Genomic DNA, 12,770 nt, shown 5'->3' on the forward strand with positions numbered 1-12,770 from the left:
AGGGCCCGCGTATGACGAGGGCCGTGAGGATGATCCTCACGGCCCTCGTCATACGCGGGCATCCCGCCCGGCGGGATGCCCGCGGGCTCAGACCCCGGCCTTCGCCTCGGCCTTGGCCGAGGCGCCGTCCACCGCCTCGGCGAAGTCGGCGAGCACCGGGTTCTCGAACAGCACCCTGATCGGCACGTTCACGGTGAACCTCTCCCGTACCCGGGTGATCACCTGCGCGGCCACCAGGGAGTGACCGCCGATCTCCAGGAAGTCGTCCTCCCGGGCGACCCGCCTGAGCTTCAGCACCTCGGCCCAGATCCCGGCGATCGTCTGCTCCGTCGGCGTCCGCGGCGCGTCGAAGTCGTCCTCGCCGCCCCCGCCCCCGTCGCCGTCCAAGCCGCCCGAGCCGGGCTCCGGCAGTGCCTGACGGTCCACCTTGCCCGAGGAGGTCAGCGGCATCGCGTCCAGCGTCAGGTAGGAGGCGGGCAGCATGTACGCGGGCAGCGAGCCCTGCAGGAACCGGTGCAGCTCGCCGGTCAGGCCGCTGCGGTCGGCGATGATCCTGGAGGCGTCGTCGAGCACGACGTAGGCGACCAGCCGGTCGTCGCGCACGACGACCGCCGCCTCGCGGACGCCCGGGTAACGGGTGATCGCCGCCTCGATCTCGGCCGGTTCCACCCGGAAACCACGGATCTTCACCTGCGCGTCGACCCGGCCCACGTACTGCAGCCGGCCGTCGGGCAGGTAGCGGGCCAGGTCACCGGTGCGGTAGAGCCGCGCCCCCGGAGGGCCGTACGGATCGGGCATGAACGACCGCGCGGTCATACCGGGCCTGCCCCGGTAGCCGTGGGCCAGACCGGCGCCGCCGACGTACAGCTCCCCGGGCACACCGGCCGGGAGCGGGTTGAGCCGGCGGTCCAGCACGTAGGTCCTGAAGTTGGCCAGCGGCCGGCCGATCGGCGGGGCGTACGCTGCGGCGGGGTCGCACGCGCCCATCGTGGCGCACACGGTCGTCTCCGTCGGCCCGTAGGCGTTGACGAACCTGCGGCCCGGCCCCCAGGTCCGCACCAGCCCGGTCGGGCACTGCTCGCCCGCGACCACCATCAACCTGACCGTGCCCAGTTCGTCGCCCCTGAGCGTGCTGAGGAACGTCGGCGGGAAGGTGGCCGCGGTCACGCCCTGGTCGCTGATGACCTTCGCCGTCTCCTGCGGGGTCATGGCCGAGGGGTCCAGCACGCACAGCGCCGACCCGTTCAGCAGCGCCATCGTGATCTCCCAGATCGAGGCGTCGAAGCTGAGCGAGGCGAAGAGCGCCACCCGGTCGTCGGGCGTCAGGGAGAACTCCCGCGACAGGGCCGAGGCGAGGTTGCTCACGCCGCGGTGCGGCACCTCCACCCCCTTGGGCCGGCCGGTCGATCCCGAGGTGTAGATGAGGTAGGCGGTGGCGTCGGGCGCGGGCGTCACGCCGGGGCCGGTGGCCGGCTCCGCCGCCTCGATCGCGCTCCAGCCGGTGTCCAGCTCGACCGTGCGCACCCGGCCACCGGGCACCCGGCCGGCGTGCTCGGCCACGGTCAGGACCAGCCCGGTTCCGCTGTCGTCCAGGATGTGGCCGAGCCGGTCGGGCGGTAGCGCCGGGTCCAGCGGCAGATAGACGCCGCCGGACTTGACGGTGCCGAGGAAGGCGACGAGCGCCTCGGCCGAGCGGCCGGTCATCGAGCCGACGACCTGGCCTGGCCGTATTCCGTCACGGATCAGCCGGTGGGCCACCCGGTTGGCGCGCTCGTCCAGCTCACGGTAGGTCAGCCGCCGCTCGCCGCAGAGCACCGCGAGTGCGTCGGGGGCGGCGGCGGCGCGCGCCTCGAACAGCGCGCCGATGCTCGCCTGCTCGTCGAAGGGGGCCTCGGTACGGTTCCACTCGGCGACCACCAGCCGCAGTTGCTCGGCGTCCAGCAGGGACAGGCGCGAGATGGGCCGGGTGGGGTCGCCCACGGCGTCGGTCAGGAGCGTGACGTACTGCTCGGCCCTGGTTCTGGCGCCGGGCGCGTCGAACAGGTCGAGCGCGTAGCGCAGCTCGCCCTCCAGCGAGCCGGGCACCAGGACCAGCGCCAGATCCGAGGCCAGCGGGAAGCGGTCCGCCCCCAGCTCCGAGGTCCGCACGCCGGGCAGTCGCAGCGCGCTCCAGGCCGGGGCGGCCTGGTCGAACTCCGCCTGGTAGAGCGGCCGCACGCCGCTGGAGGCGTCCAGCCGCAGTTCCTCGGCGAGCCGGTGCGCAGGGTAGGAGCCGTGCGCGGCCGCCCCGTCGAGCGCGTCACGCACCCGGGCGACGACGGTGGCGAACGACGGGTCGCCCTCGCAGCCGATCCGGATCGGGAACACCGGGGCGCGGCCGTCGCCGGGCACGGGTACGCCGACCACCACCTCGTCCTGGCCCGACCAGCGGCACAGTGCGACCGCCCAGGCGGCCAGGGTGACGGCCCGGGTGTCGGTGCTGGTTTCGGCGCCGGGGGTGGCCGCCTCGGCCTGCCCCGACCAGCGCGACAGCGCCATCGCCCGCGCGGCCTGGGCGGCGGCCCCGACGGCGGCCCCGACGGCGGCTCCGTCGCCGGTGCCGGTCTCGCGTGCGAGGGCCTCGATGCGCGCGGCCGTCTCCGGCGGGACGCCGAAGGTCACCCGGGCGCCCGTGAGGCCGGGTACGGCGGGACGGCCGCGGTCGGCGGGCAGGTCGAGGACGGGAGGCGCACCGTCGAGCCGGTCACGCCAGTAGGCGAGATCGGCGACGTCGCCGGCCTCCGGGGAGGACGCGGCGCGACCGTTCGGACCGGCGGCGCGTCCGCCGGGGGACGGGTCAGGGGAGTCGTGGCCGCTCGCGGAGACGCCGTCGCGAGCGGCGGCGGGGGAGCCGATCGCGCTCCGGTAGGCCCGGGAGATCTCCCCGGCGAGACCGGCCAGGACGCGCTCGTCGGCCACCAGTCGGTGCGCCGTCAGGACGAGCGCGTGGTCGTCGTCGGCCAGCCGGGCCAGGACGATCCGGAGCGGCGGCCCCGCTTCGAGGTCGAGACCGCGGTTGGCCTGCTCGGAGACCAGACGCGCCAGTGACTCCTCGCGGCGGCCCGGTTCGTGTCTGCCCAGTTCCACCGGCCGGGGAACGGCGACGGGCACTGTGACGGGCACGGGGCCACCCGGCGGGGCCGGCCGTAGGTCCTCGCGCGCCTCCAGTACCTCCTCCAGCGCGGCGGTCAGGGCCTTCTCGTCCAGAGACCCGCGTAGCCGCGCGGCGAGGGTGACCTGGTCGGTGTGGTCACCGGCGGATTTTGCCCGGTAGGACCTCCACCAGCTCTCCTGGATCGGCGACATGTCCGGCATGGGGTGCTCCAATCAGTGCCCTGCGTGGTCGAGTTCGAGATGGACGGGGACGCGGTCGACGCCCCACATGAGGTTCGAGCGCAGCCGCTTGACCGGCCCGGTGAGTTCCATATGGGCCACCCGGCGGGTCAGCTCCTCCAGCAGCACGCGCAGTTCGAACCTGGCCAGCGCCGCACCGATGCACAGGTGCCTGCCGAGACCGAACGTGAGGTGCCGGTTGGGGGTGCGGCCGACGTCGAAGCGGCGCGCGTCGGGGAAGGCGTCCTCGTCGCGGTTGACGGCCGGGTGCCACACACTGACCCGCTCACCGGCCCGGATGATCTGTTCTCCGATCCTGGTGTCGCGCAGCGCGGTGCGCATCACGTTGAGGCTGGGGGCGGTCCAGCGCAGCACCTCCTCCACGGCGGTCGGGATGAGCGAGGGGTCCTCGCGCAGCCGCCGCCACTCGCCGGGGTTCTCCACCAGGGCGATGACGGCTCCGGCCGAGGCGTGCCTGGTCGTCTCGTTGCCTCCGGTGATGAGGCCGTTGATGTTGAGCAGGATCTCCTCGTCGGTGAGGGGTGTTCCGTCGATCCGGCCGCGGATCAGCACGCTGATCACATCGTCGCCGAGGGCGCCGCGCCGTTCGGCCAGCAGATCGGCGTAGTAGGCGAAGATGTTGGCGTTCGCCTCGGCCTTCTCCGCGTCGGAGATGACGTCGTCGGAGGTGGCGGAGCCGAACGCGGTGCGCGTCCACTGGATCATCAGGTCCCAGTCGGCACGGGGTACGCCCAGCAGCTCGCAGATGACCGAGAGCGGTAGCCTGCCCGCCACCGTGTCGACGAAGTCGAAGGAGTCCCTGGGCGCGTTCTGCTCCAGCATCCCGCCCACCGTCTCGCGCATCGCGCCTTCGAGGCGGCGCACCACCCGGGGAGTGAGCGCGGGGTTCATCACGTCGCGCAACTGGCTGTGGCGGCCGTCGGTGACGATGAGCATCTTGCCCGCGGCGGCGCGGGCGGCGGACTCGGTCTGCCCGACCTGCATTCCCCGCTCGGAGGTGAAATTCGTCTTGTCAAGATAGACGGCCACCCCGTCGGCGTATTTGGTGAACGCCCAGAAACTCGGCCCCGTCGACCTGGAGTTCCAGAACATCGGCCGGTGCTCCTGCAGGTAATGCAGGACACCGAGGCCCGAGTCGGGTGCCGTGTAGATGTCCGGATCGGCGAGATCCAGCTCGTTCAGATCAACCGTCGTGTCCACTGTCATGTGGAATTCCTCCGTGCGTACACATCAAAGATGTCCGTGTTCCTCAGCAGGGGATCCTGGCCGATGTCGACCTGGAATCCACGACCGGTGAGATCGTCGCGTACGGATGCCAGCCGGCCGTCGATGTCATGGACCTGCATGACGATTTGGTCGACCGCTTCCCAGTCAGCGGGGGCGATTCCATCCAGCACATCGCACTCGGCTTTCTCGACGTTGATTTTCAGCAGGCCTATTCGGTGCACGCCCTCGGCGGCCATCACCTCTGAGATCGTCCGTACCCGGCACTCCTGCTCCTCGGTGACGTGCCTGCCCTCGGCCATGTCCGTCACATCCTCGGGGGCGAACCCGCTGTTGGCCAGGAAAGTCCTGGTCACCTCCGCATCGTGGCCGACGTCCGCGTACATCCCGGACATCGCGGTGGTCTCCGGATAGACGGTGAGAGTCGCCGTTCCCGGGGTATGGGAGAGCGCGCAGTCGAACGCCTTGGCGTTCAGGCCGTGGGCGGCCAGATTCGCGCACAGCGCGTCGTAAAGCGGCCGGGCAGGCTCGAAGGCAAGAATTCGAGTGCCCGGACATTCCCAGTGAAACGCCAGCGCTGCGATTCCTATGTTAGCGCCCACGTCGAACACCGTCATTCCCGGCTCAAGGCGTACGTCGTGTCTGAAGTAACTTCTGTCGCCCACGATGCTGCGATACTGCAGGCTGGTCTCGGCGGGATTGAGCTGGAATACCACATGCCCGTCCGGCAGTGTCATCTGGCGTACCCGCTGATTGTTTTCCAGGGTGTCTCTCCGCTGATTTCGCATATCATCACCCTTAACAAAAAGCTTATTCCAGTCAACCAGAGGTGAAACCCGACAGGGACGGAATGATCTTATGGACACACAGAGAACGGAAGTCAGGGAGCCGACGGAAAAGCCGCCCTCGCTCTGGCGCAATCCCGACTTCAACCGGCTCTGGGCCGGTCAGTCGATCTCGGTCCTCGGCTCCGAGCTGACCACCCTGGCCCTGCCGCTGACCGCGATCCTCATGCTGCAGGCCAGTTCCTTCGAGGTCGGTCTGCTCAACACCATGCGCACGATCGCCGCGCTGCTGCTGACGCTGATCGCCGGTGTGCTCATCGACCGCTACCGGCGCAGACCACTCATGGTCGGCGCCGACATCGGACGGGCCGTGGTCGTGGCCCTGATCCCGATCACGGCCTTCGCCGGGTTCATGGACATGTGGGTGCTCTATGTGGTCGCCGTGGTGGTCGGTGGTCTCTCGGTGGTCTTCGAGATCGCCTACGCCGCCTACATGCCGACGCTGCTGAGCGAGGAACAGCTGGTGGCCGGCAACAGCCGGATGGCGGCGACCGAGTCGGTGGGCGCCATCGCGGGCTCCAGCGCCGGAGGCGTGCTCATCGACCTGTTCCGGCCGGCGTACGTGATGCTGGGAGACGCGATCTCCTTCCTGGTCTCCGCCTTCGCCCTGTCGCGCATCCGTCACGTCGAGCCGCCCGTCGAGCGCCAGGACAGCGGCGGGCGCGGCGCCGTCGCGGCGATGCTCCACGACATCAAGCACGGCCTGAGGGTCACCTACCGCAACGCCTACGCCCGCCCGCTGATCCTCAACTCCGCCGGGGCGAACTTCGGGTCGATGATGATCCTGACCCTGTTCATCCTGTACGCGGCCAGGGAGCTCCAGCTTTCGGGCACCTGGATCGGCTTCATCTACGCGGTGGGCAGCATCGGCGGTGTCATCGGCGCCGTCTTCGCGGGCAAGCTGTTCGAGAGACTCGGCTACGGGCGCGGCATCATGACCGCCCTGATCGCGTTCCGGGTGCTGTGCCTCACACCGTTCGTGGCCGGTCCGCAGTGGCTGCAGATCACCCTGTTCTCGGTGATCTGGTTCGTCACGGTGTTCGGGGTGGTGGCCGGGAACATCGGCCAGCTCACCCTCTTCCAGTACGTGATCCCCAACCACCTGCGCGGCCGGGTCATCGGCGCGAGCCGCGCGGTCTACCTCGGCATCCTGCCGCTGGCCGCGATGCTGGCCGGGGTGCTGGGCGAGCTGATCGGGGTCAAGCCCGCCATCTACGTGGGTGCCGCGTTCCTGCTGCCCTGGATCATCCTGCTCTTCCTGTCGCCGGTGCCGAACCTGCGCAGGCTGGAGGACGCCGAGATGCTGCAGGACATCGAGGAGCCCGCCGGGAGGCCCGGCGGGCGCGAGGACGGCAAGGACACCTGAGGTCAACCAGGGACGCGCGCGGACATGCTCCGCGCGATCTCGTCGAGCAGGGCGGTGGGCGCCTGGAGGTAGCTCCAGTGCCCGCCGTCCAGCACGGTGTGGCGGGTCCGGCCGTAGAACTCCCAGCCGCCCATCTGCTCGGGGGGGATCTGGGTGTCCCCCGACCAGCCGATCGTGGTGATCGGGCACGGCAGCTCCACCGGGTCGGTCCGCTCGAAGCGGCCGTAGGCGGCCACGTCGGCGCGCATGACGCTCGCGGCCATCTCCACCAGTTCGGGCAGCGGCTCCGCGCCGCGGGCCCGCATGAGATCCGACACCAGCGCGCCCACCTGTTCCTCGTCGAGCCGTAGGATGCTCGGCCACGACGCCCGGTGCGGAGGGACCATCGAGGAGGCGAACAGGTGGCTGGGCAGCGGGCCGCCGCGCTCCATGAGCAGCAGCGTCGCCTCGTAGCCGATGAAGACGGTGCCGCAGTGGCTGATGAAGCCGAACGGCCGGTCCAGGTAGGGCTCCAGGCCCTTCAGCATCTCGGCGGCGACCTCCGCGTAGCTCTCGAACGACGGCTCGCGCAGCCGGTTCTCCCTGCCGGGCAACTGCACCGGGCACAGCTCGATCCCGTCCACCTCGGCCGGCCACCCGTGGTACATCGACGCCCCGGCACCCGGGTAGGGCAGGCACCACAGCCGTGCCCTCGCCTCGGGGTCGGGGGCGCGCAGCAGCCACGTGGGGCGGCTTCTCCTCCGCCTTCTCTCGGTCATCGTGTGCTTCCTTCCGCCCTGATGGTCTGGATGAGGGTCTCGGGTGTCGGTGCCCTGAGGAACTCGCGCAGCCGGATCCGCACGCCGTAGCGGTTCCCGATCTCCTCGACGAGACGGGTGGCCGACAGGGAGTCGCCGCCGGAGCGGATGAAGTGGTCGCCCAGCGCGCCACGCGCGCCGAGTGCCCGCTCCCACAGCTCCAGCACCCCCGCCGTCACCGGGTCCGCGCTCCGCTCACGCCCGCGCGGGGACGCCCCCCACGAGGGCGCGGGCAGGGCGCGGCGGTCCACCTTGCCGGCCGCGTTCAGCGGCAGCCGCTCCAGCGCCGTCCAGGCGGTCGGAACCATCGGCTCGGGCAGCCGGGCCGAGGCGAAGGCGCGCAGCTCCCCGATCTCGAACCGGGCGCCGTCCGCGGTACGGCTCGGAGTGCCGGCCTCCGGAGTGACGGCATGGACGAGGTAGGCGCACAGCCTCAGGTCGCCGCCGGGGCCCGGCACTCCGACGACCACGCATTCGCGCACCCCGGGGTGCCCGAGCAGCACGGCCTCCACCTCCGCGGGTTCCACCCGGTGGCCGCGGATCTTGACCTGCGCGTCGACGCGGCCGTGGTGCTCCAGCCGCCCGTCAGGCCGCTCCCTGACCAGATCACCGGTCCGGTAGACGCGGCCTCCCCCGCCGGCGGGGTCGGGCAGGAAGCGCTCGGCGGTGTGGGCCGCCTCGCCCAGGTAGCCGCGGGCCAGCTCGGGTCCTGACACGAACAGCTCGCCGACCTCGCCCGCCGCGACCGGCCTCAGCTCCGAGGTCAGCACGCCTGCGCCGACCTCGGGCCAGGCACGTCCGATGGGGGGACGGGTCCGCCTGGCGGCCTCGTCGGCGGTGACCGAGGTACAGCGGTCCTCCAGCGGCACCAGGCAGCTGGTCACGCCGTTGGCCTCGGCGGAGCCGTACTCCACCGCGACCTCGAAGGGCAGGTCGGGTGCGGGCCACACGCGCACCGCGTCGCTGCCGACCGTCATGAGCCGCAGCGACGTCTCGGCCGGCCACGGCAGGGCGTACAGCGGTTCGGCGAGCGGCATGTTCACGTACGCGCGGGTGATTCCCGAAGCGACCATCCAGTCGCGCAGCTCGGACGGCGAGCCCGAGGTCGCCGGGTCGGCGACGTGCACGCTCGCACCCGAGCAGAGATAGGGCCACAGCTCCACCACCGAGACCGACGAGGCCGGGGGAGCCAGCCAGCTGGAGCGGTCGGCGGGGGTGATGCGGTAGGCCTCGGTGTGGGTGGCGACCCGGTGGGCGATCGCCCGGTGGGTCACCCCGACGAGCTTGGGCCGCCCGGTCGACCCGGAGGTGTGCACCGCGTACGCGAGCTGGTCGGGGTGCGCGGGGATGCCGGGCCCTTCGTCGGAGGGGGCGGCATCCAGGGGGCCGTCGATCACCACCGGACAGCCGTCGAGCACCGGGGCGAGGCGGTCCTCGGGCCAGCCGGGGTCGAGCAGCACCGCCGTGCCGCCCGCCTTGCAGACGGCCAGCAGCGCGACGAGCAGCTCGGGGGAGCGGTCCAGCCGTAGCGGGACCGGTGTCTCGGGGCCGACACCACGGTGCAGGAGCAACCGGGCCAGGCCGTTGGCGCGGGCGTCGAGTTCCCGGTAGGTAAGCAGCACGGCCCCGGAGACCAGGGCCGTGCTGTCCGGCGTCTCGAACGCCCGCTTCTCGAACAGGGTGTGGACGACGTCCACCTGTCCCTCCGTTCACCCGGCCTTGGCGTCGTGGATGCCGCGGACGGGGATCTCGCCGGTGGCGACCTGGTTGAGGATGAGCCTGGCCCACTCCTCCACGCTGCGGTTCATCCGGCGGGCCGCGTCACGCCACGACTGTTCCTGGTCGGCGGGCACGTCTATCTGGATCACGGCCTTCTGGCTGGCGGTCTCCGCGGTCCGGCCGGAGAGGGCGGCGGTGCGGTGTGCCTTGATCTGGCTGCGAAGACGGTTGCGGGACCAGTTGAAGCGTTCCGCGCGGTCCAGCCAGAGCGTCTGCTCGTGCTCGGGGAGCGCGGCCACCTCCGCGTGGTGCTGGAGGCTGAGCCTGTCTCGCCGGCGGGATACCGGGAAGCGCCGGGCGACCCAGGCGTAGTTGCGCAGAGTCTGGATGTCGAGGGAGCTCTCCTCGACCGCTCTCTTGTAGCGGTCGGTGTACTCGTTCTCGCCGTAGACCAGCCAGTCGCCGAGCCACCAGGCGGAGGAGTCGGCGATGAGGGAGATCTGGTGGCCGATCCGGCGCCAGGTGTCGAAGGGGAGGCTCACCGGGAGCTGGAGCCCGGTCCGCCTCGGCTTGGCGGACGCGTCCAGGGCGAGTTTGGAACCCTGGGAGGGGGTGGCGCGTGGGCTGGGGACGGGCGGCCGGTCATCACGTGGGGGCGGCGCCTGGCGGTTCGCCTCTCGGTTGGGGGAGAGCACCTGCATGCGACTTTTCCTCCGGATTTCTGTGCATGTGGAGTGAGTCAGGTCGGTACCTTACCCACGGTTTTCGGTAGCGCACTTTCGATCATGAGTAATTTGCAGATGCCTTTTCCGCGGTACAACGGAAAGCTGGAGTCGGGTCGATGACCAGCGGAATCTCCATTGTTCTTGGCGATTATTTTTGTTCTGTGATATGCGCGCCCAGGAAAACGCGACCTCTCGGAAACGGAATTGGCTCATGACTTATCCATGGTTTCGGTCCACTGATAAGCGCACGATGCGTCATTACACGGTCGCGTACGGTCTCGCCGTCGTGCTGCCCGCCGCGCTGGCGCTGCTGATGCTGGGGTTCGACGCGGGGACGGCCACCGGCCCCGTCCCGACGCCCTCGGTGGGGGTGGGCCGGCAGCAGCAGGTGCCGGCCACGCCTCTGCTGCTGCTCTCCATCACGGTGGTCGTCGCGCTGGCCCATCTCGGCGGGGCCGTGCTGAGGCGGCTCGGCCAGCCCCGGGTGATCGGGGAGATGGCCGCCGGCATCGTGCTCGGCCCCTCCCTGCTCGGCACCGTCTGGCCCGAGGCGTACCGCGTGCTGTTCCCCGGCGCCGTCATGCCCTACCTGAACCTGCTGGCCCAGTTCGGACTGGCCTTCTTCATGTTCCTGGTCGGGCTGGAGCTCCGCGGTGACCTGCTGCGCGGACGGGGCCGGATCGCACTGCTCTGCGGCCAGGCGAGCGTGGCCATCCCGTTCGCACTCGGGGTCGCGCTGGCCCTGCTGATCTACGCGCCGCTGGCGGCCGCGCCCGTCGAGTTCCCGGTCTTCGCGCTGTTCGTCGGCGCCGCGCTGAGCGTCACCGCCTTTCCCGTGCTGGCCAGGATCCTGCTGGAACGCGGGCTCTTCCACACCCCGACCGGGGCGCTGACCATCACCTGCGCCGCCATCGCCGACGTGACCGCGTGGTTGCTGCTGGCCGTGGCGATCACCATGGCCAGGGGCTCCTCACCCGCCGAGGCACTGCGCACGCTCGGTCTCACCGCGGCCTTCGCCGCCGTCATGGTCGGGGTGGTACGGCCGCTGCTGACCCGGTTGCTGCGCCGGGGGCTCTCCCCGGAGGCGACGCTGCCCGTCGTCATCGTGGGCCTGCTCGTCTCGGGGCTGCTGACCGAGCTGATCGGCATCCATCTGATCTTCGGCGCGTTCCTGTTCGGCGTCCTGTTCCCGCGCGACGGTGACGTGCGGCTGAGGCGGGTCCGCGAGCGCACGCAGGACTTCACCACGTCCTTCCTGCTGCCGCCCTTCTTCGCCTTCGTCGGGCTCAACACCCAGATCGGGCTGCTCGGTCAGGAGGCGGCGAGGTGGGGCTGGTGCCTGCTGATCCTCGCCGTCGCGGTGGCGGGCAAGATCGGCGGTGTGGCGGCCGTCGCCAGGCCCCTGGGCGTGCCCTGGCGGGAGGCCTCGCGGCTCGGGGTGCTGATGAACTGCCGGGGCGTGACCGAGCTGGTGATCCTGAGCATCGGCCTCGGTCTCGGCATCATCACCCAGGCGCTCTTCACCATGTTGGTGATCGTCGCGCTGGTCTCCACCGCCGCGACCGCGCCCCTGCTGGAGTTGCTGGACCGCCGGGACGCACGGCGTGACCGGAGGACAGGGGGGACGGCGGAAGTCCGGGTACGCCGGTCCGCCTGAGCGGCCTTTAGCAGGCGCGGGGCAGCACCCGGGGCTCCGCGCCCAGCTCGCGCAGCTTGGCGCGGACCTCGCCGGGACTCTCCCCGGCGACGGTGAGCCGGGAGGTGGCGAACACCTCGCCGTCGGCGTCGGTGATCGGGGCGCCGCTGTAGGGGACCTCGCCGCTGAAGCGGGCGGCGCAGAGGTGGTCGCGGAGCTCGGGCCTGGCGTGCAGGGAGAAGATCGGCAGCCGGGTGGCCATCGCGGCCAGCCGCATGGTGCCCGACACCCGGGGGTTGATCTCCAGCAGGTGCACCTCGCCGGCCGGGGTCAGCAGGAACTCCGCCTCCAGGTAGCCGTGCGCCTCGGCCAGATCGGCCAGCCGCTTGCCCACCGCCCGCAGCTTGCGGTCCCAGGTGCCGCCGAGCGCCGGGTCCGGGCAGAGCCGCAGCCGCTGCCACGGCGGCACCAGGTCCTGGGTGGTCGGCCCCTTCCACACCGGCGGGAAGGTCGCCGTGCCGTGCTCGTCGCGGTAGATCAGCACCGAGTACTCGACCCCGTCGACGTACAGCTCGCCCAGCTCGTTGGGGGCCAGACGGCACTCGTCCGCGCGGGCCAGCCGGGTGCCGACGCTCTGCGTCCCGTGCCGGTCCTTGATCACCACGGGGGTGTCGGGGCCGGCCTCGGGCAGCGGCTCACCGGCCCGCGCCCACGGTGGGGAGACCAGGCGGTAGCGGTCGAAGAACTCCTTCATCAGGATCTTGTCGCTGCCCAGCGAGGCGCAGAGCCGCGACTGGCACTCGGCCCGGTGGCCGAGCTCGCGGAGCCGGAACGCGAGCAGCTGGTCGCGGCCAAGCGTCGTGTGGCTGGAATGGAAGATCACCGTCGCCCGCGGGGCCCGGCCGATCGCCTCCAGCAGCGGGGCCACGTCCACACCGGTGTCCTCCCCGGTGAAGACGGCCCGGTCCCCGGGGGCGAGGTCGACGAAATGGCCGAACCAGCTCTCCAGACTGGTGGGGGCGACGGCGTGAATGACGGGAAACGTCTGTCGGCTCATTTGGATTA

9 protein-coding genes are annotated in these 12,770 nt (G+C 71.2%); 2 read left to right on the forward strand and 7 right to left on the reverse strand.

What is annotated here, in order from left to right:
* Positions 1 to 87: 87 nt before the first annotated feature.
* From IG98_RS45140 to IG98_RS0122840, 3 genes are read right to left on the reverse strand one after another with little or no spacing between them, the layout of a single operon-like run.
* Positions 88 to 3,354, reverse strand: coding sequence for a non-ribosomal peptide synthetase (locus tag IG98_RS45140; protein WP_037970984.1), 3,267 nt, complete (start codon positions 3,352 to 3,354; stop codon positions 88 to 90).
* A gap of 12 nt (positions 3,355 to 3,366) precedes the next feature.
* Complete coding sequence (locus IG98_RS0122835; protein ID WP_030915600.1) at positions 3,367 to 4,599, reverse strand: cytochrome P450; 1,233 nt, start codon at positions 4,597 to 4,599, stop codon at positions 3,367 to 3,369.
* Positions 4,596 to 5,405, reverse strand: a complete 810-nt coding sequence (locus IG98_RS0122840; protein ID WP_084195566.1) for an FkbM family methyltransferase — start codon at positions 5,403 to 5,405, stop codon at positions 4,596 to 4,598. Before IG98_RS0122840 ends, IG98_RS0122835 begins: the two co-directional genes overlap by 4 nt.
* A 70-nt stretch (positions 5,406 to 5,475) precedes the next feature.
* Here IG98_RS0122840 and IG98_RS0122845 point away from each other — a divergent pair, with 70 nt between their 5' ends.
* Entirely contained in the window at positions 5,476 to 6,828 is a 1,353-nt protein-coding gene (locus IG98_RS0122845; RefSeq protein ID WP_030915604.1) for an MFS transporter, read from the forward strand.
* Between the two features lie 2 nt (positions 6,829 to 6,830).
* Here the strand turns inward: IG98_RS0122845 and IG98_RS0122850 are convergent, their stop codons facing one another.
* The 3 genes from IG98_RS0122850 to IG98_RS0122860 are packed head-to-tail and all read right to left on the reverse strand — an operon-like array spanning position 6,831 to position 10,045.
* The gene (locus tag IG98_RS0122850; RefSeq protein WP_030915607.1) at positions 6,831 to 7,586 is read right to left on the reverse strand and encodes a thioesterase II family protein; all 756 of its coding nucleotides are present in this window, start codon (positions 7,584 to 7,586) and stop codon (positions 6,831 to 6,833) included.
* Positions 7,583 to 9,322, reverse strand: coding sequence for a non-ribosomal peptide synthetase (locus IG98_RS0122855; RefSeq protein ID WP_051752674.1), 1,740 nt, complete (start codon positions 9,320 to 9,322; stop codon positions 7,583 to 7,585). The genes IG98_RS0122850 and IG98_RS0122855 overlap by 4 nt, the downstream gene beginning before the upstream one ends.
* A gap of 12 nt (positions 9,323 to 9,334) precedes the next feature.
* Positions 9,335 to 10,045 carry an LmbU family transcriptional regulator gene (locus IG98_RS0122860; RefSeq protein WP_051752675.1) on the reverse strand — a complete coding sequence of 237 codons (711 nt, stop codon included), beginning with the start codon at positions 10,043 to 10,045 and terminating at the stop codon, positions 9,335 to 9,337.
* A 274-nt stretch (positions 10,046 to 10,319) separates the two neighbouring features.
* Between IG98_RS0122860 and IG98_RS0122865 the strand changes: the two genes are divergently transcribed.
* The gene (locus IG98_RS0122865) at positions 10,320 to 11,726 is read left to right on the forward strand and encodes a cation:proton antiporter domain-containing protein (RefSeq protein ID WP_084195567.1); all 1,407 of its coding nucleotides are present in this window, start codon (positions 10,320 to 10,322) and stop codon (positions 11,724 to 11,726) included.
* A gap of 7 nt (positions 11,727 to 11,733) precedes the next feature.
* On the opposite strand, the gene IG98_RS0122870 is transcribed toward IG98_RS0122865, so the two are convergent.
* Positions 11,734 to 12,762 (reverse strand): ATP-grasp domain-containing protein, encoded by a 1,029-nt coding sequence (locus tag IG98_RS0122870; RefSeq protein WP_030915619.1) that lies wholly within the window; start codon positions 12,760 to 12,762, stop codon positions 11,734 to 11,736.
* Between the last annotated feature and the right edge of the window lie 8 nt (positions 12,763 to 12,770).

The sequence above is a fragment of the Streptosporangium amethystogenes genome (assembly GCF_000721075.1).
In the GTDB taxonomy this organism is placed as follows: domain Bacteria; phylum Actinomycetota; class Actinomycetes; order Streptosporangiales; family Streptosporangiaceae; genus Streptosporangium; species Streptosporangium amethystogenes.